This is a genomic window from Dolichospermum flos-aquae CCAP 1403/13F, assembly GCF_012516395.1.
GTDB lineage: Bacteria > Cyanobacteriota > Cyanobacteriia > Cyanobacteriales > Nostocaceae > Dolichospermum > Dolichospermum lemmermannii.
Map to the genome: position 1 here is coordinate 1697360 of NZ_CP051206.1, position 25212 is coordinate 1722571.

Genomic DNA, 25212 nt, shown 5'->3' on the forward strand with positions numbered 1-25212 from the left:
AAAAATTATTAGAGATTTTCCCGAATGTACAACCTAGAACTTTAAGATAAATTAGAGAACTAATCAATCAAAGGATGGATAATGCGTGTTTTTGTACTGATTTTCAATGCTGGTACTGATAATGAAGGAATTCACAGCATTCGGATTAGCAATGCCCAAGGTTTAGAAGGTAATAAAATCCTCATGTTTGAATCAGAGGACGATGCCACCCGTTTTGCTTTAATGTTAGAAGCTCAAGACTTCGCTATCCCGACAGTGGAGATGATGAATGCTGATGATGTTCAGGAATTTTGCCAAAGCACTGGCTATACTTGGGAAATTGTGGCTGAAAACAGTGAATTAGTAATTCCACCCGAAACGAACGTGGAACAAACTGATTGGCAAGCCCAAGCGCAAATAGAGGATGCTGATAAAAACTTCTTCCCTACCAGTCTATCTGCCCCAGAAAGTGTTAATTCTGATTTAGATAGTATTCGTCGTCAACTGGAAGGTTTATTATAGTTTGTTATTAGTTATTAGTTATTGGTGATTGGTGATTGGTGATTGGTAATTGGTGATTGGTGATTGGTGATTGGTGATTGGTGATTGGTGATTGGTGATTGGTCATTGGTGATTGGTGATTGGTGATTGGTGATTGGTGATTGGTGATTGGTCATTGGTCATTGGTCATTGGTCATTGGTCATTGGTGATTGGTCGTAAATAACAACTGACAACTGACAACTAACAACTGACAACTGTACGGGCGAAGCATTTGGAGAACTATTTTTGGCAATGACCGATAATTTATCTTCCAAATGCTTCGCCCCTACTAACAACTGACAACTGACAACTAACAACTAACACAGTATACACAAATGACAAATTTCCAGGAACGCGGGCATCTGCTCACCGAACAAGTTAATCCCCATAGTCTCAATTTAGACCAACTCAACTCTTTAGAGTTGGTAGAATTATTTAATAGCGAAGACCAAAAGGCAGTAGCAGCAGTAGCAGCGGCTAAAGTTCAGTTAGCAGCAGCTATTGACCTCGCAGCAGAAAAACTGCGTCAAGGTGGCCGTTTATTTTATGTGGGTGCAGGGACAAGTGGCAGATTAGGAGTATTAGATGCTGCCGAGTGTCCACCTACTTTCTGTACTTCCCCAGAATTGGTACAAGGGATTATTGCTGGTGGTGCGGGAGCATTAGTCCGCAGTTCCGAGGATTTGGAAGATCGAGCGGAAGATGGCGAAACGGCGATCGCGCAACGACAAATCACGCAACTGGATGTAGTCGTCGGCATCACGGCTGGGGGAACAACGCCTTTCGTTCACGGTGCCATTAATGCAGCGCGTCAACGGGGGGCTAAGACTATTTTTATAGCCTGTGTTCCCACAGAACAAGTCGGTATTGAAGTTGATATTGATATTCGTTTATTGACAGGACCAGAAATTTTAGCTGGTTCTACTCGCTTAAAAGCGGGGACGGTGACAAAATTAGTGTTAAATACCCTTTCGACTGGGGTAATGGTTAAACTAGGTAAAGTGTATGGGAATCGCATGGTTGATGTCGCTGTCACGAATCAAAAATTACATGATCGCGCTTTACGGATCTTACAAGACTTAACTAGTTTAAGTCGAGAAGCAGCCGGGTTTTTACTAGAACATAGTGGTAAATCGGTTAAATTGGCATTATTAATGCACTGGACTGGTTTAGACCAAGAATTTGGGAAACAACTACTAGCCAGCCATCAAGGCAATCTTCGACTGGCTGTAACTAGCTGTCAACCAGACATAAAAGCCAAGAATAAGAAAAGTCAGGAATAATTCATTCTAAATTCTGATTCGGTGACGAACTGTTTTTTTCGGGCTACGCATCTTTTAAAAACATCTTTTTTTTGACAGAAGCTCTAAACTGGTGCAAATGAGTGTTTCTTATCTGTTCCCAGTTAAGAGTTTCCTTCTTTTGTAATTTATGTGATTAGGTACTAATTTAAAGTTGTCTGACTACAGGTTTACCGTCAATAACTTCACCAACAAGCACGATATCTGCACAATTGACGAAAATGCCATTTTCCAAAACACCAGGAATATTATTCAGGGTTTTTTCCAGGTTTACAGGGTCATCAATGCTATCGAATGTGACATCCAAAACCATGTTACCTTGATCAGTGATCACAGGTCCGGCTTTTCTCACACCCATCCGCAATTCTGGCTTACCACCAAGTGCTTTAATGGCATTAGTGACGGGGGTAAGTGCCATAGGAATAACTTCAACTGGTACAGCGAAACTAGAACCCAAGCGCTCTACTAACTTACCACCATCAACGACGACAATAAACTGTGTTGCTAGGTAATCTACAACTTTTTCGCGGGTATGTGCCGCACCACCACCTTTAATCAAGTTTTTGTGGGGGTCTACCTCATCTGCCCCATCTATGGCAATATCAATATGGTCTACAGCGTCTAAAGTGGTGAGGGGAACGCCATACTCTTTTGCTAACACTTCTGATTGAAATGAGGTGGGGATACCGACAATATCTTTGAGTTCCCCTGATTTGAGGCGTTCTCCTAAATACTGAATGGTGTAAGCTGTGGTTGAACCTGTACCCAAACCAACTATTGAACCGGATTTTACTAAATTGGCGGCCGCTTTGCCAACTTCTTGCTTCATCAATTTAACTGGATCTGCTGGTATGGACATTCTTTAACTCCTGAACAATTAAGGCTATAGAAAATACTATCACAGCCAACTGTATTATAAAATTGGTAATGAGAATTTAGAATTTAGAATTTAGAATTGAGGATTGAGAACTAAAACTCCCTTGATTTTTGATTTTTGAGCGAAATTTTGGATTTTATTTACAGACAATTTGTTATAAAGATAAAGGTTTATCAATTATATTTAAAAAATCTTTATTTTTAATTATCTAGAAAATCAGCAACTTCAATTATGCAATCACCGTCAATATCAATAATCTAGTTAGAAAATGATAGCTAAAATGAAAAAATTACTCGGTGCATTGACTTTAATCACACTGCTCGAAAATTCCCCAATTATTGCCCAAGAACAATCACCAGATCCAATCCCTGTTACTAGTTCAGAGTATATCCAAAAGGTAGTTGATTCTAAGTTAATGGATAACTTTCCCGATGGTAAATTTTATCAGGATAAGTTAATTAGTCGTGCAGAATTAGCGTCAATTTTAGTGAAGGCATTTTATTTAGATAAACGGGCTATTATTCCTGAAAAAAAATCTCTATTTATCCCTGATGTTCCTCCTTCTCATTGGGCATATAAAGATGTTCAGATAGTTTTGAAAACTGATATTATGAAAGGTTATCGAGGAAATCTATTTTTCCCCAATCAAAGGGTTACTAGAGCCGAAGGTTTAGCGATTTTCGCCCAAGCTTATGGGGTTTTCCAATTTTCTGAGCAAACCGTTAATAAAATTCTTTCATTACATCCAGATGCTATAAATATACCTGATTGGGCTAGGAAAGCTATCGCTACAGTCATTGCTGAAGAATTTGTGAATATGGATACACAAAGTAATATTTACCCACAACACCCCATGACAAGAGGAGATTTAGCTTATGTGCTGAGTAAGTATTTACAACGTCAACAGCAGGAATCAGAAACACCTGTAATTCCCAGTATTTCTCCATTTTAAGCCAAAAACTTGTTTACACAGCGAACAAACATTTCCACACCTATTGGTAAAGCCGTTTCATCAAAATCAAATCGGGGATGATGATGAGGATAATCTAATTTTTTCTCTGGATTTGCAGAACCAAGAAAAAAGTAACAACCGGGAACTTCTTGCAAGAAAAATGACATATCTTCCCCACCCATTGTTTGACACTCAGGAACGATACCAAGGGGGGTTTCTATCACTTCCTCTGCAACTGAACGAACTAATGCCGCGATTTCCGCATCATTGATAACTGGTGGATAAAGATGAATATAATCTAAGTCATAATTTGCACCGTGACTTTGACAAATTCCCCCAACAATTTGTTGAATGCGGTCTTTAAAAAAACCTGCTAAATCAGGATTAAAATATCTCACTGTCCCACCCATTCTTGCGGTATCAGCAATCACATTAACTGCTGTGCCGGCGTGGAGTTCTCCCACTGTCACCACAGCCGCATCAATGGGGTTAATATTACGGGAAACAATAGTTTGTAAAGCATTGACTATTTGCGCCGCTACCACGATAGAATCTACTGTTTGCTGAGGAATTGCCCCATGTCCACCTTTACCAAAAATGGTGCAACGAAACAATTCTACAGCGGCCATTAATGCCCCAGCGCGGACTCCCACAGTTGCCAATGGCAGATTATTCCATAAGTGTAAACCGATAATGGCATCAACATCAGGGTTCTTCAATACACCTGCTGCGATCATCGGTTTTGCCCCACCAGGACCTTCTTCGGCGGGTTGGAAGATAATTTTTACTGTGCCACTAAAGTCTTGTCGGTGTTGATTGAGGTAATATGCCGTACCGAGAGCGATCGCTGTATGTCCATCATGTCCACAAGCGTGCATCACACCATCATGTTGAGAACAATAGGGAACTTCATTCTCTTCTTGAATAGGTAAAGCATCCATATCCGCCCGTATTGCTAATACTTTACCATGCCCAGATTTTTCACCTTTAATAATCGCCACAATTCCCGTTTCTGCAATACCTGTTTGATGTGCAATTCCCCAACTTTGCAACTTTTCGGCAATAAACTCAGCGGTAATTTTTTCCTGAAAACCTAATTCTGGTTTTTGGTGAATTTGTCTTCTCCACTCTACTAATTGCGGTTGCAAAGCCCGAATTGCTAACCGCACATTTTTAAGATTTACCGTTGAAGCCAAAGGAAATGTAGAAACCATATTTATCAATTAAAAATTAAAAAAACTCTTCCCCATTACCAATTACCAATTACCAATCACCCATTACCAATTACCAATCACCCATTAGCTACAATATATTTCCCAATCTAAAGCCGCAGCAACTTTTGCAAGTTGTTCCAAATCTCTGGGATTTTCCAGATAGGGAACATAACCTAAAATGGGAATATTTGTCAATGATTGAATTAACTCTGGTGGTGTTAAATCAGCAATTTCTTCCTTGGTGCGGGGTTGGGTGCAATTAAGAATAATTCCGCGCAGATTGATTTTATGTTGCCTAGCTAATGCTACATTAGCAACAGCCTGAGCGATCGCCCCCAATCTGACCGGCACCACCAAAAAAGTCTGTAATCGCCATTCACCCGCCAAATCAGCCACCGTCAACTCATCAGTAATCGGTGAACCCAAACCCCCCAAAGATTCCACCAACACAAAATCACGTTGTTTCTGCAAAGCCAACAAAGTTCGCCAAACTATCGCTAAATCAATTTGACGATTTTCCTTCGCCGCAGCTATGGGAGGGGCTAAAGGGGCTTGAAAATACAAAGGTGTAATTTCTTCTGGTGACTGGTCCAAATTAAACAGAGTTTGGTACAGTTCCCTATCACCCAACCCCGATTGAATTGGCTTCATCATCCCCAAACTACGCTGGGGATAATATTTTTGCCAATAAGCGGCTATTGCTGCTGTGACAACAGTTTTACCAGCATCCGTATCAGTTCCCGCAATCAGTAAAGTATTCAACAACGTTTTTTGCTAAAAATGACAACTTAATTTGCTTCTTTTCATAATTTAACGTTAAAACGTTAATTTGTCCCATTAAACCCTGAAGTTGACGTTTCTGTAGGAGTTGGCGTTTCTGTGGGAGTTGGCGTTTCTGTGGGAGTTGGCGTTTCTGTGGGAGTAGGGGAAGTCGTGGGAGTTGGCGTTTCTGTGGGAGTAGGGGAAGTCGTGGGGGTTGGCGTTTCCGTCGGAGTTGGCGTTTCTGTGGGAGTTGGCGTTTCCGTTGGTATTGGTGCTTCTAAAGCTACATTCAAACTATAATTAACCTCCGAAACACCCCCAGACAAACCTAATCGAATAATATATCTCCCATCATTAGCTAATATTCCTTCATAAGAAGTAGATTGTTGATCTTGAGTATTAATGATTTCACCATTAGCAGTTAAAATCGTCAGTACAATCCCACTGTTTTCATTTACAGACACAGTTAATTTTTCCCCAACCTTACCTTGTAAACTATATTCAACCAATTCATTTTCCCTCAGTGTTCCGTCAATTGTCGCCTTGTTAGATTTGTCTAATCTCAGCCGTTGACGGTTAATCACAGGTTCACTATTAGTTACTGTGGGTGTTGGAGTTGGTGTTAATAATGTCCCACTAGGAATAACTGGAGACGGAAATGATTGTGGGGTTGTGATTGTTTCTGTTGCTGGACGAGACTGATTTTTCAGTGAATTCACCAAAGTCCAAGAACCGAACCCTGCTAAAATAATCACAACACCGCCAATTCCTGCCAACGCCCAAGCATTATCCAAAATAGAGCTACTTTGTCCAGAATTAACTGAAGGTTGCGGCTTTTCAGATGTTTTTGATATCGGTTCAGGACGATGCCCGATAGCGATAGTTTGTAGATGAGATAAATTAGCAGCAGGTTGACTACTATAGCCTGTGTTCAGCAGTGCCTGAGTAACATCAGCGGCACTTTGATACCGTTCCCCCGGCAGATAACTCAACATTCGCTGCAAAATTTGAGCGAATTCCGGTTTTACTGTTGCCCACTGTTGCCAATTCCATATTAGTTCCTGCTCATCAAATAAGTCTGCGGGTTCTTTCCCCGTCAACAAAACTATCGTCGTCACAGCCAACGCATACAAATCACTACTAGGATATGCCCTACCCGTTTGCATTTGCTCACTAGGCGCATAACCCAATTTACCTACAGTAGTTACTGGTGTGGGGCTTGAGGATTGTAATTTTGTGGCTAACTCCTTGACTACTCCAAAGTCAATTAATACAGGCAGGGAATCACTTTCCCGTAAAATCATATTCTCTGGGGAGATATCCCGATGAATAATTCCCTGACCGTGAATATAACTAAGAACAGGCAACAAAGTGCGTAATAAATGCAATACCTCTGCTTCAGTAAAAGTTGTGCCAACATCTTGGCGTTCTCTGAGCAAATTCCGGTAAGTCTTACCACCCACAAAATCTTGCACCAAAAATAACTTTTCGTTTTGGGCAAATTTTTCCCGAAATTTGGGGATTTGTGGATGCTCAATTTGATACAAGATAGCAGCCTCTCGTTCAAATAACTCTTGTGCCTTTTCTCCACCGGATGTTCCCGTGCCTGGGGCAATTAACTCTTTAAGCACACAAAGTTCATTAAAGCGTCTTTGGTCTTCTGCTAGATAGGTTCTACCAAATCCCCCCTGTCCAATAATGTGAATTATGTGGTAACGATTTTGTAGGATAGTACCAACTGTAATCGGTGATTGCATGGTCTATTGATTGAATATAATAATAACAACAGAGCTAGAACTTAACAAAACTATCGCCTGTCCACAACATGACTCAAAGTGTCTCAATTGTGGCTTCCGTAATTTTCCTCAGTCACCCCGCCCACAAGGAAGTGTATACTAGAGACAAGTCTGGCATTATTCTATTCTGACATTCGGACTTTAGTCAGGACTTGTCCAATATAGTAGCAGGTATAATCCGGGATAAATAAATCAATTGGCATCCACAGCAATGTCAAAGTTGATCTTTAATGGTAGGCATTCAGCCATCAGCTTTCCGGGAAATATATAAATATGGAAGTTCGAGGTATAGATAATTTTGCTAGGTTCTTTTTGATTCATAACATAAATATTTAATCTTCAATTCACGAGGTCGTTAATTGGTAATAAGTATCATAGAATAATTGTTTGCACTTTCGCTGCTATTTAATCGTCGGTTTTCTAACACCCCCAGGGTTAACTTGAAGATCAATATTATTTGTTTAATCCATTTTGGCTAAATTTGCTCAATCTCTGATGATATTTCTATGAATGCACTTCGAGGATCTGCTGTGCTAAGTTCTGCAACAATACCCGTCCAGTCAATGGCAACGGGACTACCTGACAATAATCGCTTACGGCTGTTTTCCGGTTCTGCCAATCTGGCACTGTCGCAAGAAGTCGCTCGTTATCTAGGTATGGACTTGGGTCCGATGATTCGCAAAAGATTTGCGGACGGAGAACTTTATGTTCAAATCCAAGAATCTATTCGGGGTTGTGATGTCTATTTAATCCAGCCCAGTTGTCAACCCGTCAATGATCATTTGATGGAATTACTAATTATGATTGATGCCTGTCGTCGGGCTTCTGCACGACAGATTACAGCAGTAATTCCTTACTATGGTTATGCTCGTGCTGACAGAAAAACAGCCGGTAGAGAGTCAATTACTGCGAAATTAGTTGCTAACTTGATTACCCAAGCAGGCGCTAACCGAGTTCTAGCAATGGATTTACACGCAGCTCAAATTCAGGGCTATTTCGATATCCCCTTTGATCATGTATATGGTTCACCAGTTATCCTGGATTATCTCATTAGTAAAGGATTACAGGATATTGTGGTGGTTTCCCCTGACGTGGGTGGGGTCGCACGGGCTAGGGCATTTGCGAAAAAATTGAATGATGCACCTCTAGCAATTATTGACAAACGCCGTCAGGCTCATAATGTTGCCGAAGTCTTAAATGTGATTGGTGATGTGAGAGGCAAAATTGCCATATTGGTGGATGACATGATTGATACTGGCGGTACGATTGCGGCGGGGGCTAATTTACTGCGTCAAGAAGGGGCGAGTCAGGTATATGCCTGTGCTACTCATGCTGTGTTTTCACCACCTGCTATTGAAAGGTTATCAAGTGGGGTCTTTGAGGAGGTTATAGTCACTAATACTATTCCCATCCCAGAGGCTAATCAGTTTCCGCAATTGGTGACGCTTTCAGTCGCTAATCTGCTGGGAGAAGCAATTTGGCGGATTCACGAAGATAGCTCACTCAGTAGTCTATTCCGTTAATCAACAAATAACTATCTTCCCAAAGGAAGAAAAAAGGAGTCAGGAGTCAGGAAGAAGAAAGAAGGAGTAAAAGCATGATAACTTTGTACTTCCTGTAACCTGCAATATGCTGTAAATAATGAAGGATGAAAGTTTTCGTTCTTCATTTTTTGTATGCAGCTAAAATTTCTAATTCGGCAACTACCCTTTCTAATTCTGCCACTAAGGGCGTAATTTGATGTTTCTGGAAAGCATCTGCTAAAGAACGATAATACCAAAGTGTGCCTTCTTTGCCACCTTGAAACCGTTCCCAAACTGCATCACCGATAATCCGATAATCTTTAAGAATTGAACGGACATTATGGAGTTTGTCAGCAGCAGAAACTAGCAATACTGAAGCGGAAGCGGTGGCAATATGGGCAATATAGGCTTCTTTCCGGGGTTTCCAAGGGGGTTTAGGTGTGGTGTCTGCGTCTGTGCAACCATCAACAATAGCAGTGACATGATCCCCAAACCGCCGGCGAATTTCTGCTCTGGTGGCTGCTCCACCTTGGTCTTCTATGGCATCATGTAGTAAGGCAGCGATCGCTTCATCTTCATTAGCACCATATTCTAAGGCTATGCTGGCTACTCCTAGTAAATGGGTAATATAGGGAATATCCCCAGCTTTGCGTTTTTGGGTGGCGTGGAGTTCGTGGGCGTAGGTAAGCGCTTGGGTAAATCTTTCTGATAGCATTTTTAGATGATATTAATAGGAAATGAACCACGAAGGGACGAAGAACACGAAGGAAGAGGAAGAGAAGGAAGAGGTTAGTGTTTTTAACTAAATTAGTATTTTGCAGTTTGATAAGCTTTGTCCATCATTTCTTTTGCTAATGGATGATAACCATTATTATTTAAAAATGCTAATATTGACTCTTTCACTTGATAACTAATTGCTTCTCCTGTTGTGACTAATCTAGCAAAGTGTTCACAGTTCCAACCCAATAAACCATAATCCCAAGTTTTGAATAATTCATAAGCAATTAAACATCTATCAAGGACTTCTTTTTTCGGCAATAATGTCACTGATTCTACTATATGATACTTTCGCGGAATTCGGAATACAGCAAATCCATTTCCACCAAAGTTAAAGGCGTGGGTATCAGAGATAGTTATATGATAATGCAATGCGAGGTCTGAGCTACTTTCTTTATGATGAATTAGCAATCCTGCTGTAGAACTTTTATAATCAACATGAGTTTTAAACTCATGAATAATCTTATCTTCAATAATTTGTGTGGCGGAAAGAATAGTATTATTGCTGGTTTTTTGGATATTCAAAAGAGATAACCACTCACTTATTGACTGAGGACGATTTTCCGGCTTTATTTCCATCCCTTTAATTATCGCCTGATTTACTTTATCACTAATACTAGAATTTATCTTTTTTGCTTCTTCTAATTCTGTACCAATTGCTCTCATTGGTGATATAGTTGGTAATTCTCCAGTTAACACAGAATACAAAGTTGCAGCTAAAGCATAAACATCTGTAAATGCTCCCCGTTTTGCTTTTTTATCATATTGTTCAATTGGTGCAAAACCATCAGCTAACATTTGCGTATGTGTTTGAGTTAAATTCTGGGAAAACTCTCGCGCAATCCCAAAATCAATTAACACTGCTTCTGATTTACCAGAACGCAACATGATATTTTGTGGTTTAATATCTCGATGTAATAAGCCATTATCATGAACTACAGTTAATGCTGATCCAATTTGCTGAATATAGCGTAATGCTTCAGTTTCAGATAAAATACCTTGATTTTCTACTATAGTTCCTAAATCTTCCCCATCAATATATTCCATCACCATACACCAAAGATCATTTTCATGAATGACTTCGTAAATTTGGACAATATGAGGATGACTACATTTAGCTAATTTAATGGCTTCGTTGAGAAAGTCTTGTTGAAATTTAGCAAAATCAGCACGTTTTTGGATTGCATCATTTAGAGTTTTGATAACAACGAAATTTCCCTGATTATCTCTAGCGCGATAAGTGATCCCAAAACCACCTTCACCTAATTCTTTTTCTATGGTATATTTACCATTTTGTAATTCCTGTCCTGATAACCAAGCCATAACCTGTAAATTTATAGATTTATAAGTTCATTTTGGCACAATTTTAGTTGTAAGTGCTAATTTCAGGTTATTATCTGCCTAAAATAGTAGAAGACACCTGACTACAAACTAAAAACCTATGCCACAAACAATTCTCAAGGAAATTCTCAATCAGCTTGATAGTTTAGAACAAGATGAACTACAGCAACTTAATCAAGCTATCCAAATATGTCTAACTGATAAAGCACAAGTTAATCAAATCACAAAATTTCATCAAGCACTGTTAAGTTCTGGTTTGGTGAAACAAATTAAACAACCTGCTGACAGTAAACAACATGAAAGAAAACTTATTCAGGCACAAGGAAACCCCGTTTCTCGAACTATTATTGAGGAACGTCGCTAAATGTCTGTTTATTTTTTAGATAGCAGCGCCTTAGTTAAACGCTACGTTGCGGAAATAGGTTCAGGTTGGGTTGTTAGCTTGTGCAATCCTACGTTAAAAAATGATGTATTTATTGCTGCTATTACTGCTGTAGAGATTACTGCGGCAATTAGTAGAAGAACGAGGGCTGGAAGTATTAATATTCAAGATGCTACAATGGTCTACCATCAGTTAAAAAATGATATCGAATCTGAATATCAAGTGATAGAAATTACAGACAATATCATTAATTCAGGAATGAGATTAGCTGAAAAATATTGTTTACGCGGCTATGATGCAGTTCAATTAGCTGCTGCTGAGTCCATAAATACCCTTTGCATTGCAAATGGTTTACCTCAATTAACTTTTGTATCTGCTGATAAAGAATTGAATATAGCCGCTGTCAGTGCAGGTTTGCTTGTGAAAAATCCTCACAACTATTCTTCAACCTAAACCATGCTCTTGATATTTATTATCAAAATAACAATATTTGTGACAATTACGCTAGAATTATTAAAGGTTCGTTACAGAATTGGCAAATCATCTCCACTTCTGTTAAAACGACCAAAAATAAGCTTCTTAATCTAAAAACCTTAAAGTTTACCCAAATCATCTATGACGCTCCCAATTCGTAACGTCGCCATTATCGCCCACGTTGACCACGGTAAAACCACCCTGGTTGACGCTCTCCTCAAACAGTCCGGCATTTTCCGCGAAGGCGAAGACGTTCCGGATTGTGTCATGGACTCCAATGATTTAGAGCGGGAACGAGGCATTACAATTCTTTCTAAAAATACAGCGGTTCGCTACAAAGAAACCCTGATTAATATTGTTGATACTCCTGGACACGCTGACTTCGGCGGAGAAGTAGAACGGGTACTCGGCATGGTAGACGGTTGTATTCTGATTGTTGATGCCAATGAAGGACCAATGCCCCAAACCCGCTTTGTCTTGAAAAAGGCTTTGGAAAAAGGTCTCCGTCCTATTGTTGTTATTAACAAGATTGACCGTGGCCAAGCTGACCCCCACATTGCTGTTGATAAGGTCTTGGATCTGTTCTTAGAATTAGGTGCAGATGAAGACCAGTGTGACTTTAAATATTTGTTTGCTTCCGGTATGGCTGGTTTCGCTAAAGAAAGCTTAGAAGCAGAATCAGTAGATATGCAGCCGCTATTTAATGCCATTCTTCGCCACGTTCCTGCACCAGTGGGAGATCCTAACAAGCCTCTACAATTACAAGTTACCACCCTAGATTATTCAGAATATTTAGGCCGGATTGTCATTGGTAAAATCCACAATGGAACTATCCGCGCTGGACAACAAGCTGCTTTGGTAGTAGAAGATGGCAGCATTGTCAAGGGCAAAGTTACCAAGCTGATGGGGTTTGAAGGTTTAAAACGGATAGAGATGCAAGAAGCTACCGCAGGTTATATTGTGGCTGTAGCTGGTTTTGCTGATGCTTATATTGGCGAAACTATTACAGATCCTAATGAACCTCTGGCTCTGCCATTAATTAAGGTGGATGAACCAACTTTGCAAATGACCTTCTGGGTGAATGATTCACCTTTTGCTGGTCAAGAAGGTAAATTGGTAACATCTCGGCAAATCCGCGATCGCTTATACCGCGAATTAGAAACCAACGTAGCTTTGCGCGTTGAAGACACCGACTCTCCTGATAAATTCCTGGTTTCTGGTCGTGGTGAATTACACCTAGGCATCTTAATCGAAACCATGCGCCGTGAGGGTTTTGAGTTCCAAGTATCCCAACCTCAAGTAATTTACCGTACAGTTAACGGTCAAAATTGCGAACCTTTTGAACTTCTAGCATTAGATGTTCCCGCGGACGCAGTTGGTAGCTGTATTGAACGGTTAGGACAACGGAAAGCGGAAATGCAAGATATGCAGCCTGGTGGTGGCGATCGCACCCAACTAGAGTTTATCGTAGCAGCCCGTGGTTTAATCGGTTTCCGAGGTGAATTCATGCGAATGACTCGCGGTGAAGGCATCATGAACCACAGTTTCCTTGATTATCGTCCCCTTTGTGGTGATATTGAAGCCCGGAACAAAGGCGTTCTCATCTCCTTTGAAGAAGGTGTTTCTACTTCCTACGCGATGAAAAACTGTGAAGATAGAGGCGCGTTCTTTATCAGTGAAGGAACTAAGGTTTACAAAGGGATGATTATTGGTGAACATAATCGTCCCCAAGATTTGGAATTGAACGTTTGTAAAACGAAGCAGTTAACCAACCACCGTTCATCTGGTGGTGAAGAACTTACTCAGTTACAAACACCCATAGATATGAATTTAGAACGTGCTTTGGAATACATTGCTCAAGATGAGTTGGTGGAAGTTACACCTGAATCTATTCGTCTTCGCAAGATGTCCAAGAAATTGGTAAAACGCTAATATCTGTAGGGGTGGGTTTTCCCACCCTGATTAAAATTATAAACTCATATAAATCAGGTAAATCACACAAATCATAGTTAAGAAATTGCACTTCTGACTAAAATTACGGTACTATCAACACCAGATGCGATTGCTTCGGGAATATTACCTTGAATTGCTTGTTGTAATAATCCCTCACGAGAAGCACCCAAAACTACAACGTCGAAATCTTCAGTTTTGACTAATTCAATGACTCCAGCGGTAACAGATTCAGCTTGCAAAGATGCAGCGACAACATTACTTTGTAAATTGCGGTGACGCATTAATTGACGAGTAGATTCCTCTAAAACCGTCATATCTGGTGCAACTTCCCCAGGTTTAACTACCTGAGTTAAGCGGATTTCTATGTCGTTTTCCAAAGTTACTAAAGCAGGTAATAATTTAATGGCAATAGGTGCATTTGGTCCTCCAGCCATTGGTATTAACCAGCGTTTAAATTGCTGGTAGGAATGGAAATTATTGCCTAATTTGACCAAGACAACATCACAGTTTGCTTGACGAATTATAGTATCTACTACGCTGCCAAAAATCCTGCCAGGGGTAGATGTATTTCCCTTCCAACCCATGAAAATTAAGTCTATATATCGTTCCTTGGTAGTTTCTAAAATAGCTTGGGCGATATCATGGGCGACACGAATTTGGGTATGAATGGGAATGTGCAGTTTTTTGGCTAAACCTTCGGCTTGTCGGAGTAAACGGCGACTTTTAGCGGTGTTAACTGGGGTTTCCGCTGGAGAAACATGACGGGATACTAAGATGATTTGTAAACATTCTATTTCATAATGGCGATCGCGGGCGATAGCAGCAGCCATTTCTAATAAAGCCGGGGCGGTTTCCGGGTTAGCAATGGTAACTAATAATCTCCCTCTCCCAATACTAGGCGATCGAGTTTGATAAACTAAATAAGAAGGTTCTGCTTGGGGACCTGTCACCCCATTTTCGCCATTCAAATGATCTGCCTCGGCGCGAATAATATCGGCACGGGTAATAATCCCAATTAATTTTTTTCCATCTACTACAGGTAAACGGCTAATTTGATATCTATCTAATAAATAGAGAACATGACTTAATCTATCTGCTGGTGTCACCGTCACCGGTTTAGGTGTCATAATCTCTTTTAAAAGAGTTTCATGGGGGAAGAGATGATCACGGATTTTCTGTAAATCTGTTTGGGAAACTAAGCCCACTAATTTATTATTTTCGACTACAGGAAAACCGCGATGATGGGAACGAGAAAAGGCTTTAATAACTTCATCTCCTGTCATTTTTGATTCTAAAGTTTCCACTATGCGCTGCATGACATCCTTAGCAGTTAATTGAGTTAATATCCCTTCCGTTGGACTATCTTTTTTAATAATGATGCCATTTAATTTTAAAAGTTTGTCATAGAGTGAACCGGGAACAACCTTCTCAGCCACTAGATAAGATGTCACACATACCACCATTAAAGGTAATACTAAATTGAAATCTGTCGTCATTTCAAAAACAATGACAATCGCCGTTATCGGAACTTTGGAAACCGCGCTAAAAAATCCCCCCATTCCGGCTAAGGCGTAGGTAGTCGGTGAACCAAATCCAAATACTTGCAATTCGCATACGCCAATAATATGTCCTAAACAAGAACCTAAAATTAAACTTGGTGCAAATAATCCTCCTGGTGCACCCGAACCAAAGGCAATTAAGGTTAAAATAAATTGGGCAATAAAGACAATTCCCGCTAAAGGAATATTCGGTTCACTGGCAATCATAAACTCCCGCAAACCTGTATTATCTCGAAAAGTTTCTGGTAGTAAGGACATAATCAAACCAGAAGCCAAACCAGCTAAAGCCACTCGTAAAGGTAAACTAATATGTAAACGGCGATAAGCTTGAATACTGAAAATTAATCCCCGATTAAATAAAGCTGCTAATAAACCCGCTAAAATTCCTAAAATTAATAAAGCCGGAATTTCTAATAAAGAAAAACTGCTAGAATAGTCAATTAGTTTTAAGTCTAATTGCAGACTCCCACCACCCAACCACCGGGAAATTACACCACCAATAAAAGCAGCAATAATTGCCGTTCCTAAAGTTAAACCTGATAGATCTTGTAATAACTCTTCAATAATAAATAATACCCCGGCTAGAGGTGCATTAAAAGCCGCTGCTAAACCCGCCCCAGCCCCCGCTGCAATCATCTGTCGGCGATGATCTGGAGAGGTAGGAACTAAACGACTCATACCCGCTGCTAACCCCGCACCAACTTGAACTGTAGGTCCCTGTCTTCCCAAGGTTAACCCCGAACCCAAGGCGATTATCGAACTGATTAACTTGACAAAAGCTACTCTCCATGATAGTTTAATTGGCACATTCGCCAAAGCAGCTTTAACTTGGGGAATGCCACTACCAGCCGCTTCTGGAGCTAACCGCTGCACTAACCAACCAGAGAGAAAACCCAAACTTACACCAATAATCGGTAGAGATATCCAAGCTGGAAAAATATGGGTAGTATGCACTCGCCATGTTCCTAACCACCCTGAACCTTGTTTGAGTAATACCGCAGATAAAGCGGCTACTATCCCAATTATAGATGCTTCTGCAATAGCTAAACCCTTTCTAGGTTGCCAAAAGTTCCGAAAATACTGGGTTAGCAATGGCAGGGAAATCATAATTTTTAAGTTTTAATTTTTAATCTTTAAATTTTAATTTAAAACTAACTCTTTCTTGAGTTTTTTAGATAGATATCTTATTTTGCTTATTAAGTATTTTTACTGATAAGCTTGAATAAGAAAAGACAGTAAAATTATTAAAAAATACTATTGACAAGTTTCCAAGTTTCAGTTATAGTTTAAATATAGTGGAAATCTGTGCGCCCATATATATAGGGGTTTGCTTTTCCAAAAGTATTTTTGTCAGAATCAGGATACTCAGGATTTTAGGATTTACAGGATGTGGGTTTCAAGTATAATGATCAATTATGATTCATAAATAAAATCTGCTAAACAATTACCTAATTTTAAATTTTCTATACTTTTAAAATCACCATGTTGATCTATTTCATTAAATTGTTCAGTATTAAGTAAAAATTCAGTTTCATCTTCTTTTGTCCATGTTCCAGCAAGATAATCTAAATCGTGGTAAGGATAAGAATTAGAAAGATGTTTTTCTGCTGTTTCCAAGGTTTCTGGTGGTATATTTTGGGGTGAGAAAATCCCATTTTTTAGACTATTTATTTTATCTGTAAATTCTTTTATCCATTGATAAAGGTTATCTAGCTCTTGTTCTGGTATTCTGTCAATTTCTGCTTGAATAAGTTTTTTTACTGTCATAAGTAATACTCCTGCTGGCAATTTATTATATTATATCTAAATGATGTCCAGGATTTGAGGATTTACAGGATGTTATTGGATGATTTTTGGTGGGAGTTGGTGATTTTATTTGTCTGAATCAGGATGTCCAGGATTTGAGGATTTTCAGGATGTTGTTGGATGATTTTTGGTGGGAGTTGGTGATTTTATTTGTCTGAATCAGGATATCCAGGATTTGAGGATTTACAGGATGTTGTTGGATGATTTTTTGTGGGGAGTTGGGGATTTTTTTTGTCTGAATCAGGATTTCCAGGATTTGAGGATTTACAGGATGTTGTTGGATGATTGTTTTTTGGAACTTGGGGATTTTTCAGGATGTTTTTGAATGATTGTTTTTGAATAATTTAAACCATCTATAAATTACCATCCTGTTAATCCTTTAATCCTGGACATCCTGATTCTGACAAATGCAAATTTCATCACCAAACAAACCATCTATAAATTACCATCCTGTACATCCTTTAATCCCGGTTATCCTGATATGGCTAACGCCACGCTACGCTATCAGACAAATGCAAATTTCATCACCAAACAAACCATCTATAAATTACCATCCTGTACATCCTTTAATCCCGGTTATCCTGATATGGCTAACGCCACGCTACGCTATCAGACAAATACAACTTTCATCACCAAACAAACCATCTAAAAATTACCATCCTGTACATCCTTTAATCCTGGTTATCCTGATTCTGACAAATGCAAATTTCATCACCAAACAAACCATCTATAAATTACCATCCTGTTAATCCTTTAATCCTGGTTATCCTGATTCAGACTTAATAATTTTCTGTAACCCTTAAATGTTACAGACTACAAGTCTCGACGCGAGAGAAGACCCACCCAGGGGTGGTGTCCCCCATCCCCCCTGGGGAACACCGGTGCTTCTAAGCGAAAGGTTGCAGAGGGGAGGTGGCCTTCTGGTGCTTTCTTGTCAAAAGTAATATCTTCGTAGTGCAACCAGTTTCCTCCTTTTCTCCATCCTACCTTGTCACAAATCTGTCTCCAAATTTCGCTGTTATAGTTATATTCTCTCGTTCCACCCAAACCTTGATAAATTCGTTTCTGCACAGAAAAACCAAACTTACCATCACTGTATTTTACCCACAACTGGTCAATGGTGCGGAGGTCTTCACAGGGAAAATTATCAATATCTTTAATATTTAACCAACCTTCCTTTTCCCGTTTCGCAACTGCTAACATGACCCGTCTTGTTTCCTCGTCTGCTTCTTTCCATTTCCCTTGTGCGAGGTAGTCACGCAGTTTCCTGTAGTCCATTCCACAGGATGATTCTAGTCCCCCCTCCTCGCTTGCGGGGAGGGGGTTAGGGGGTGGGGTTCTTACCAAACCCAAATTTTCCCGAAACTTCAAAACCGTCGGAGTCCGGTTTTCCGGTTCTATTTCCATCCCTGCTAAAATAGCATCATTCACCCTCTGACTAATGCGAGAATTATAATGTTTTGGCGCTGGTAAAGGTTCATTATCATATTTCCGGTTAGTTGCGGGTACTGGACTAACTTCCCCCTCTTTGTTGAGTCCATCAGCCGTCAGCAGATAATATAAAGTAGCAGCTAAAGCGTAAACATCGGTATGAGAACCAAAACTCCCTTTCCGACGATATTGTTCAATAGGTGCATAACCTTCTGTGCCAGAATTTGTCATGCTTTTAGTAGCAATACTGCGAGTTAAACCAAAATCAATTAAAACTGCTTCTTGTTTATTTTGACGTAAAAGAATATTTTGAGGCTTAATGTCGCGGTGTAAACTGCCTTTGACGTGAATATATTCTAAAGCCTGACCAATTTGATCTATATATGATAGTGCTTCACTTTCAGCAAGTTGTCCCTTTTGCTGAAGATATTGAAATAAAGTTACTCCATCAATATATTCCATCACCACGCCAAAAAGCTCACCTGCTTGAATGACTTCATTGACTTTGAGAATATGCTTATGATCAAAACCTTTAATTGTCAAGGCTTCGTTAATAAACTTAACCTGTTGTTCTGCAAAATCCTCTCGCAATTGCATTTGCTGGTTGAGGGTTTTAATGGCGTATAATTTACCTGTTCTGGGTTCTAAGGCTTTGTAGGTAGTCCCAAAACCACCACTACCCAAGGGTTTACCTTGAATAATAAATCTACCGTTGTTAATTTGTTGCCCTGGTTGCCAAATAATCATACCCTTGATAGTAGATACGGTGGAGATGAATCTAATTATATCATTGCGTTAGATCCCCGACTGCTTCAAGAAGTCGGGGATCTGGGATGTTATAATATTAACTATTTTTCCCAGTAATTGATAGTCCTTCTACTATCAGTGATGGTGTATAACAAGAACCATTCCAATCTGCATCTCCACCTAGTTGCACTACTTGTTTCAAGGCTGTGTAGACATTCCCTACTACCATGGTATCTTTTACCCTGCCAATTATTTGACCGTTTTTGACCCGATAGCCCAAATCAACATTGATGGAAAAATCACCTGATAGTCCGCTACAACTACCTAACATTTGATCGATAATTAAGCCATCATCCATCTTGCTAATTAAGTCTAAGAGGGAAATATCACCGGGTTGAATTAGGAAGTTAAATAGCCCTGGTGTGGGATAACTACCTAAACCGGGACGAAAACCATTACCAGTGCTACCACTGTTTAATTGTCGTCCAGTGGTGCGATCGCTATAAAAATTCCGTAAAATCCCATTTTCGATAAATACTAATGACTGAGTAGGTTGACCTTCATCATCAAAGGGACAGCTATAAGGTCCTGCTGCTGGATTTTGGTACAGGGTAAGGGTGGGGGCAATAACTGGTTTACCCAATCTATCAGCCCAGGGAGAAGCTTTTTCTAAAATGTGTTTACCATTCAAAGCTGATTGCACAGTTCCCCACAGCATATCTGCTGCTTTAGAAGTGAACAATACAGGACAGCGACCACTGGGACTAGGAATGTTTTCTTTAGCCCAATTTAATCGCTGTAAAATTTGACTGGCTACTTTCTCTGGATTGAGTTGATCGCGTTGGGTTTGACCATCAGCAACACTGAGAAAATCATCACCTCTGACCCATTCTACTGACATATAGCAGCTAAGTGTGGTGTCAGTGTGGTGAGAATTTAAACCCTTGCTGTTAATGAGTTTGGTGTTTTCTATATCGCATTCCCAGTCACTATGACAAAGAATATCTGGATAGACATCACGAATTAGGGCGATCGCCTCTTTACCCCAATTAATCAACCTTTCAACAGATACAGATGTGCCTAAATCCGGGTAGGATTGCCCGCCATGACTCCCTAATTCTACTACTTCTGGTGGATTTAAGTGACTCAGTGCCAAAGATTTCTCCACCATAGCTTGGGGATCAACATCGCCATAAGCTACCGCCAAACCGGGACAACCATCCCGCCATAGTCGTAGGGCTGTACCCTCAGATTGACTGGTTTCTAGTTGTTTGAGACGGTTAGCCTCAAAAAAAACTGGTCGAGAAAGCGATCGTGATTGATACACTTCCGCAGCCTCAGCACCAGACTTGAGGGCAAGTTCTAGCAGTTGTTGAGCCAGTGTATCTTGTAACAAATTTTCAGAACCCATGTCCCTTTATGAATTATGAATTTTGGATATAAATCGCTTAATCGTCGCAGTCTATTATCCCATTAGCGTGTCATCAACTTACCAAATTCCAAATAATGGACAACTGACCACTGACAACGGACCACTGACAAATTAGGGCAAATTGATTTCTTGTAATAGCCAAAATCCCGCAAAATCTTGAGATTGAGGATCAGACTGGACACCAATAAAATGTACGCCATTGGCTTGTTCCTTAGCTACCGCAAAGCCCTGTGCTTCTGCCAAAAGTTCAGGAGTGCGGATATTAGCCACCACCCAACTTTCCGTAGCCCCCGTTTCCAAAATCAACCTGTTGCCTTGTTTGGTGTCAAAGTGCAAATAAGCCATTTCTAAACCAGACATCCAACCTGCTATGGGTAAAGCCCTGGGTGAGAAAATCAAAATTCCCGGAATCCGAGTTTCTGGGCGTAATTCCGCCAACTCTAGGGGAAAAGCTTCACCAAAACCAATTTCCCAATCCGGCATTTGAGCCAAATCACTAGCCTCTAATGTCACAAAAGCCCATTGTTTTCCTTCTAAAGCATCTGGTAAACGTTGAGGTAAGGGCTTATCCAAACGCACAGAAGGATTGGCTACTCCCTGATATCCCGGTTCTTGGGGGTAGACTTCCTTCATGCGCTGCTGTATCCACTGATTAAGAACCAAAGTCCGCCGACTTGGTACAGCGGGTACTCCCACATCTTCACAGGATTTTGTAATCATGTTATTCATTTGGCGGCGGAAAAAGCGGATTTTGGTGGGGGAAGCACCGGCTTCTTCTATCGCTTCCTGGATTGCTGTCCGTAGCCAACCCGAATTTACCTGGGTACTTGGGCAATATTTAGCATAGCGAAACAGAGAATCCGTTTGTGTACCAATATCTACAGGACTTTCACACACTAACATTTCCCATACTTTTTTCTGATTTTCGTCCAAAATCGGACGGGAGTAAAAATCGAGTTCCCAATACATTTTTCTCTGGCTGCCCATGTTTTAGTGGTAAAAATCTGATGACTTGATATTTTGTGATTTCCTAACTTTACCAACTTACAGGAGCATTGGTAATTGGTCATTGGTAATTGGTAATTGGTAATTGGGAAAATTATTCCCTGTTCCCTGTTCCCTAGTCATACAGCGGTTTCCGCTCTTATGAGGTACAAAGTTGAATCATGAAACTCTTGTAGTGCGGGCATACTATGGCTAACGCCACGCTGCGCTATCGACAAGCTCAGTACAAGTCTTGCCCGCTAGATAACCTCATAACACCGGGAAGTGCTGTAACGACAATTTTTAACGCCAACCTATTTAATTTTGATCCTGATTTTTGAATTCATCAAACTTAGCCCGAACCACCTGTATATCTTGCCACATTAACCATTTAGGCTTTCCTTGTTCCCGTGAAGGGTTACGCAACAAGTAAGAGGGATGAAAAATAGGCATACATAAACGCCCTTCCCACTCTAACCATTGACCGCGAATTTTAGTAATCGGGCGTTTGTCACCAATCACACCTTTCACAGAAGTTGCACCTGTTAATAAGATAATTTTGGGGTCAACTAGGCGAATCTGCTCAAATAAATATGGTTTACAAGCAGCAGCTTCTTCATTAGTTGGTACACGGTTTTCCGGTGGTCTACACTTGCAAATATTGGCAATATATATATCTGTTTCTGTACTTAAATTTACCGAAGCTAAGATACTTTCTAGTAATTGTCCTGATCTACCTACAAATGGTAAACCTGTTTCATCTTCATTTTTTCCCGGTGCTTCCCCAATAATCATAATTTCCGCTTGGAGATTACCACGGCCGACCACAGCATGAGTCCGGTTTTCACTTAATGCACAACGCTGACAGCCATTGCAATGTTTTGTCAATTCCTCTACATTGTCATAAGTTCCCGGCGGAATGGGAATTTTATTACTGGTAGTAATTAGCTCTTTTTGGTTTAAGCTAGAGTTATCAAATAAACTAAGTTGAGTTTCATGCTGCATGGAATTTAGAATGGTAACTGGAAACTCCAGAATATTAACGCAAATATTACCACCCATCCTATCAATTAATAGACAGAATTAGATTGGGGCTTTGTCTACCCTTTTTTCCAGACAGCACACTCTAATTAATCAAGTTTTAAAGCATTAACTGGCACATCATCCCAAGATTTAACTATCCTTAATTTGGCAATCCAGCCCTCTGCCTTTTGAGAGTTTGTGAGATTAGTCTTAAACGATTCATGACAATCCTTAGCCTGAGATTCATCACAAGAGGCAATACAGGCGTGAATCAGCCCAGAAGGATCAATTTGTTCATTTACCCAAATATTCATAGTTTATCTTTTGAAAATATCGTGTTAAAACCGCCATCTTTAATTTTATAATGTTTATTGAATTTATGTACAAGAATAGTTAACAGGGAAAGAAGCGTGATAGATATAGATATGGAAATACCTGATTGTCAAAATCAAATATTAGTCCTATATTTAACCGAGTATTTAATATCACCAGTTCCTCCCAAATTCCTCTTCCCAATTCCTTCCTAATCCCATGAGTGCAGAAATTATTTGCGTTGGTACAGAAATGCTGCTAGGAGATATCCTCAACAGCAATGCCCAATATCTTGCCCAGCAGTTAGCACAGTTAGGCATTCCTCACTACTATCAAACCGTCGTCGGGGATAATCCAGACAGACTTAAAGAAGTGATAGAAATTGCCGCTTCCAGAGTACAAATTCTCATTTTCACCGGTGGTTTAGGCCCCACACCCGATGATCTCACCTGCGAAACTATCGCTGATTTTTTTGGCGTATCTTTAATAGAACGAGCCGATATTATCGAAGATATAACCGAAAAATTTGCCCAACGGGGACGAGTAATGTCTGCCAATAATCGCAAACAAGCCTTAATTCCCCAAGGTGCAGAAATTTTACCCAACCCCACAGGAACAGCACCGGGTATTATTTGGCAACCTCGTCCGGGATTAACTATTTTTACCTTCCCTGGTGTTCCCAGCGAAATGTATCGAATGTGGACAGAAACCGCCGTACCTTTTCTGAAAAGTCAAGGTTGGGGAAAAGAAATTATTTATAGTCGTAGTTTAAGATTTTGGGGAATTGGAGAATCAGCTTTAGCCGAAAAAGTAGCCCCTTATTTTGACTTAACTAACCCCACAGTAGCCCCCTATGCGGGCAAGGGAGAGGTGAGACTGCGAATCTCTGCTAAAGCCACAGACGCAACAACCGCAGAAGCTTTAATTACACCCATTGAAAAACAACTCATAGAAATTGCTGGCTTAGATTATTATGGCATTGATAATGACACCCTTGCTGCTGTCGTTGGTAATTTGTTAAGGTCCGCGGGAGCAACCCTATCTGTAGCCGAATCTTGCACCGGTGGGGGACTGGGACAAATGTTAACGGAAATTTCTGGTAGTTCTGATTACTTTTGGGGTGGAGTAATTTCCTACGCCAATTCCGTAAAAATTGGACTATTAGGGGTCAACCCAGAGGATTTAGAGGAATTTGGGGCAGTGAGTGCGACAGTAGCTGAACAAATGGCTATTGGTGTTAAAAATCGGCTCTCAACTACTTGGGGATTAAGTATTACAGGCATTGCCGGACCAACCGGGGGAACCCAAACCAAACCAGTGGGTTTAGTCTATATTGGTTTAGCTGGTCCTGGCAACGAAGTAATCAGTTTTGAACATCGCTTCGGAACAATTCGGGGACGGTCTTTAATTCGTTATGTGAGTGCAAATGCAGCTTTGGATAATCTGCGGCGACAGTTGCAAAAAAGGCTAGTACCGCAGGGCGGAAGTCAAAAGTCAAAACTAATATACAGTAGGCTTTTTGGCGATTGAATATGGTTGCTTTATTTACGCCGTGATGTACTAGTACCGCAAGCCGGAATTAAAAATTAAAACACCAGATTACACAGTCCTTGTATCTGCTCAGTAAATGGGGGCGGACTACCTATTCGGGAACGATTTTACGCCATTTGAGGCTTGTCATTGAACGATTTACCCCGAATTATTGAGCGGTTACCAGTCCTTTTCCCTATTTTTAATGATGCCTTACTTACGATTTAGATGTCTATTGTATACTGGTTTTCTGTGACTCAGTACTTACACTTTGTGACAGTTTGGTCTAGACAATGCTTGACAATAGCTAATGAAGAGGGTATGGTTATAGAGAAAAAATTTTGTCCCAGAGAGTCATTATTAATTAGTAGTTTGGTTTGTTTAATTCTAAATTCTTTTAATGGACTTATAATCAAGAATGGCACTAAATGAAAGGCAGAAAAATTCAAATCATCAACGAAAATCAATATTTAACAAAAACTCATACAGAGTTAAATAGTGTTCAGATATCTACTC

Annotated in this window: 24 protein-coding genes; 9 read left to right on the forward strand and 15 right to left on the reverse strand. The window is 40.2% G+C overall.

What is annotated here, in order from left to right:
* Positions 1–81 precede the first annotated feature (81 nt).
* Positions 82–501, forward strand: coding sequence for a DUF3110 domain-containing protein (locus HGD76_RS08285; protein ID WP_148764188.1), 420 nt, complete (start codon positions 82–84; stop codon positions 499–501).
* Between the two features lie 14 nt (positions 502–515).
* Here the strand turns inward: HGD76_RS08285 and HGD76_RS08290 are convergent, their stop codons facing one another.
* Both HGD76_RS08290 and HGD76_RS08295 read right to left on the reverse strand, forming a co-directional pair.
* Positions 516–656 (reverse strand): hypothetical protein, encoded by a 141-nt coding sequence (locus tag HGD76_RS08290; protein WP_168694541.1) that lies wholly within the window; start codon positions 654–656, stop codon positions 516–518.
* 10 nt (positions 657–666) lie between these two features.
* Entirely contained in the window at positions 667–816 is a 150-nt protein-coding gene (locus HGD76_RS08295; protein WP_168694542.1) for a hypothetical protein, read from the reverse strand.
* 39 nt (positions 817–855) lie between these two features.
* Here HGD76_RS08295 and murQ point away from each other — a divergent pair, with 39 nt between their 5' ends.
* The gene (gene murQ, locus HGD76_RS08300) at positions 856–1803 is read left to right on the forward strand and encodes an N-acetylmuramic acid 6-phosphate etherase (protein WP_015080466.1); all 948 of its coding nucleotides are present in this window, start codon (positions 856–858) and stop codon (positions 1801–1803) included.
* Positions 1804–1969: 166 nt separating this feature from the next.
* On the opposite strand, the gene rpiA is transcribed toward murQ, so the two are convergent.
* The gene (rpiA, locus tag HGD76_RS08305) at positions 1970–2680 is read right to left on the reverse strand and encodes a ribose-5-phosphate isomerase RpiA (RefSeq protein ID WP_015080467.1); all 711 of its coding nucleotides are present in this window, start codon (positions 2678–2680) and stop codon (positions 1970–1972) included.
* A gap of 298 nt (positions 2681–2978) precedes the next feature.
* On the opposite strand from rpiA, the gene HGD76_RS08310 reads away from it, so the two are divergent.
* Positions 2979–3650 (forward strand): S-layer homology domain-containing protein, encoded by a 672-nt coding sequence (locus tag HGD76_RS08310; protein WP_168697396.1) that lies wholly within the window; start codon positions 2979–2981, stop codon positions 3648–3650.
* On the opposite strand, the gene HGD76_RS08315 is transcribed toward HGD76_RS08310, so the two are convergent.
* The 3 genes from HGD76_RS08315 to HGD76_RS08325 all read right to left on the reverse strand — a co-directional run bounded on the left by HGD76_RS08315 (position 3647) and on the right by HGD76_RS08325 (position 7383).
* A complete protein-coding gene (locus HGD76_RS08315; protein ID WP_168695489.1) occupies positions 3647–4864 on the reverse strand; it encodes a M20 family metallopeptidase in 1218 nt (405 codons plus the stop codon). The two genes, HGD76_RS08310 and HGD76_RS08315, sit on opposite strands and share 4 nt — an antisense overlap.
* Before the next feature lie 84 nt (positions 4865–4948).
* Positions 4949–5626, reverse strand: coding sequence for a dethiobiotin synthase (gene bioD, locus HGD76_RS08320; protein ID WP_168697397.1), 678 nt, complete (start codon positions 5624–5626; stop codon positions 4949–4951).
* A gap of 62 nt (positions 5627–5688) precedes the next feature.
* Positions 5689–7383: a serine/threonine-protein kinase gene (locus HGD76_RS08325; RefSeq protein ID WP_168695490.1), complete on the reverse strand. Its 1695-nt coding sequence runs from the start codon at positions 7381–7383 to the stop codon at positions 5689–5691.
* Positions 7384–7928: 545 nt separating this feature from the next.
* On the opposite strand from HGD76_RS08325, the gene HGD76_RS08330 reads away from it, so the two are divergent.
* Complete coding sequence (locus tag HGD76_RS08330) at positions 7929–8945, forward strand: ribose-phosphate pyrophosphokinase (protein ID WP_168695491.1); 1017 nt, start codon at positions 7929–7931, stop codon at positions 8943–8945.
* Positions 8946–9087: 142 nt separating this feature from the next.
* Here HGD76_RS08330 and HGD76_RS08335 read toward each other — a convergent pair whose 3' ends face one another.
* Both HGD76_RS08335 and HGD76_RS25260 read right to left on the reverse strand, forming a co-directional pair.
* Positions 9088–9660 carry an HD domain-containing protein gene (locus tag HGD76_RS08335; protein ID WP_168695492.1) on the reverse strand — a complete coding sequence of 191 codons (573 nt, stop codon included), beginning with the start codon at positions 9658–9660 and terminating at the stop codon, positions 9088–9090.
* 92 nt (positions 9661–9752) lie between these two features.
* A complete protein-coding gene (locus tag HGD76_RS25260) occupies positions 9753–11045 on the reverse strand; it encodes a serine/threonine-protein kinase (protein ID WP_233467105.1) in 1293 nt (430 codons plus the stop codon).
* A 118-nt stretch (positions 11046–11163) separates the two neighbouring features.
* Here HGD76_RS25260 and HGD76_RS08345 point away from each other — a divergent pair, with 118 nt between their 5' ends.
* The 3 genes from HGD76_RS08345 (at position 11164) to typA (ending at position 13851) form a co-directional block, all read left to right on the forward strand.
* Positions 11164–11427: a hypothetical protein gene (locus HGD76_RS08345; RefSeq protein ID WP_168695493.1), complete on the forward strand. Its 264-nt coding sequence runs from the start codon at positions 11164–11166 to the stop codon at positions 11425–11427.
* Complete coding sequence (locus HGD76_RS08350) at positions 11428–11898, forward strand: type II toxin-antitoxin system VapC family toxin (RefSeq protein WP_148764174.1); 471 nt, start codon at positions 11428–11430, stop codon at positions 11896–11898.
* A 162-nt stretch (positions 11899–12060) separates the two neighbouring features.
* A complete protein-coding gene (gene typA, locus HGD76_RS08355; protein ID WP_015080476.1) occupies positions 12061–13851 on the forward strand; it encodes a translational GTPase TypA in 1791 nt (596 codons plus the stop codon).
* Positions 13852–13928: 77 nt separating this feature from the next.
* Here typA and HGD76_RS08360 read toward each other — a convergent pair whose 3' ends face one another.
* Together HGD76_RS08360 and HGD76_RS08365 are read right to left on the reverse strand one after the other, a co-directional pair.
* A complete protein-coding gene (locus HGD76_RS08360) occupies positions 13929–16538 on the reverse strand; it encodes a chloride channel protein (RefSeq protein ID WP_210967743.1) in 2610 nt (869 codons plus the stop codon).
* 306 nt (positions 16539–16844) lie between these two features.
* Positions 16845–17198: a hypothetical protein gene (locus tag HGD76_RS08365; RefSeq protein WP_168695494.1), complete on the reverse strand. Its 354-nt coding sequence runs from the start codon at positions 17196–17198 to the stop codon at positions 16845–16847.
* Between the two features lie 520 nt (positions 17199–17718).
* On the opposite strand from HGD76_RS08365, the gene HGD76_RS08370 reads away from it, so the two are divergent.
* Positions 17719–17886, forward strand: coding sequence for a hypothetical protein (locus HGD76_RS08370; RefSeq protein WP_168695495.1), 168 nt, complete (start codon positions 17719–17721; stop codon positions 17884–17886).
* 164 nt (positions 17887–18050) lie between these two features.
* Here the strand turns inward: HGD76_RS08370 and HGD76_RS08375 are convergent, their stop codons facing one another.
* The 5 genes from HGD76_RS08375 to HGD76_RS08395 all read right to left on the reverse strand — a co-directional run bounded on the left by HGD76_RS08375 (position 18051) and on the right by HGD76_RS08395 (position 23168).
* Positions 18051–19415, reverse strand: coding sequence for a serine/threonine-protein kinase (locus HGD76_RS08375; RefSeq protein WP_233467109.1), 1365 nt, complete (start codon positions 19413–19415; stop codon positions 18051–18053).
* A gap of 97 nt (positions 19416–19512) precedes the next feature.
* Positions 19513–20826 (reverse strand): TldD/PmbA family protein, encoded by a 1314-nt coding sequence (locus HGD76_RS08380; RefSeq protein ID WP_168695496.1) that lies wholly within the window; start codon positions 20824–20826, stop codon positions 19513–19515.
* 132 nt (positions 20827–20958) lie between these two features.
* Positions 20959–21816, reverse strand: coding sequence for a Tab2/Atab2 family RNA-binding protein (locus HGD76_RS08385; protein WP_407644801.1), 858 nt, complete (start codon positions 21814–21816; stop codon positions 20959–20961).
* A gap of 333 nt (positions 21817–22149) precedes the next feature.
* On the reverse strand, positions 22150–22836 hold the full coding sequence (locus HGD76_RS08390) for a uracil-DNA glycosylase (protein WP_015080482.1): 687 nt from the start codon (positions 22834–22836) through the stop codon (positions 22150–22152).
* Between the two features lie 125 nt (positions 22837–22961).
* Positions 22962–23168, reverse strand: a complete 207-nt coding sequence (locus HGD76_RS08395) for a glycogen debranching protein (protein ID WP_168695498.1) — start codon at positions 23166–23168, stop codon at positions 22962–22964.
* Between the two features lie 217 nt (positions 23169–23385).
* Between HGD76_RS08395 and HGD76_RS08400 the strand changes: the two genes are divergently transcribed.
* Entirely contained in the window at positions 23386–24696 is a 1311-nt protein-coding gene (locus HGD76_RS08400) for a competence/damage-inducible protein A (protein WP_168695499.1), read from the forward strand.
* The last annotated feature ends 516 nt before the right edge of the window (positions 24697–25212 follow it).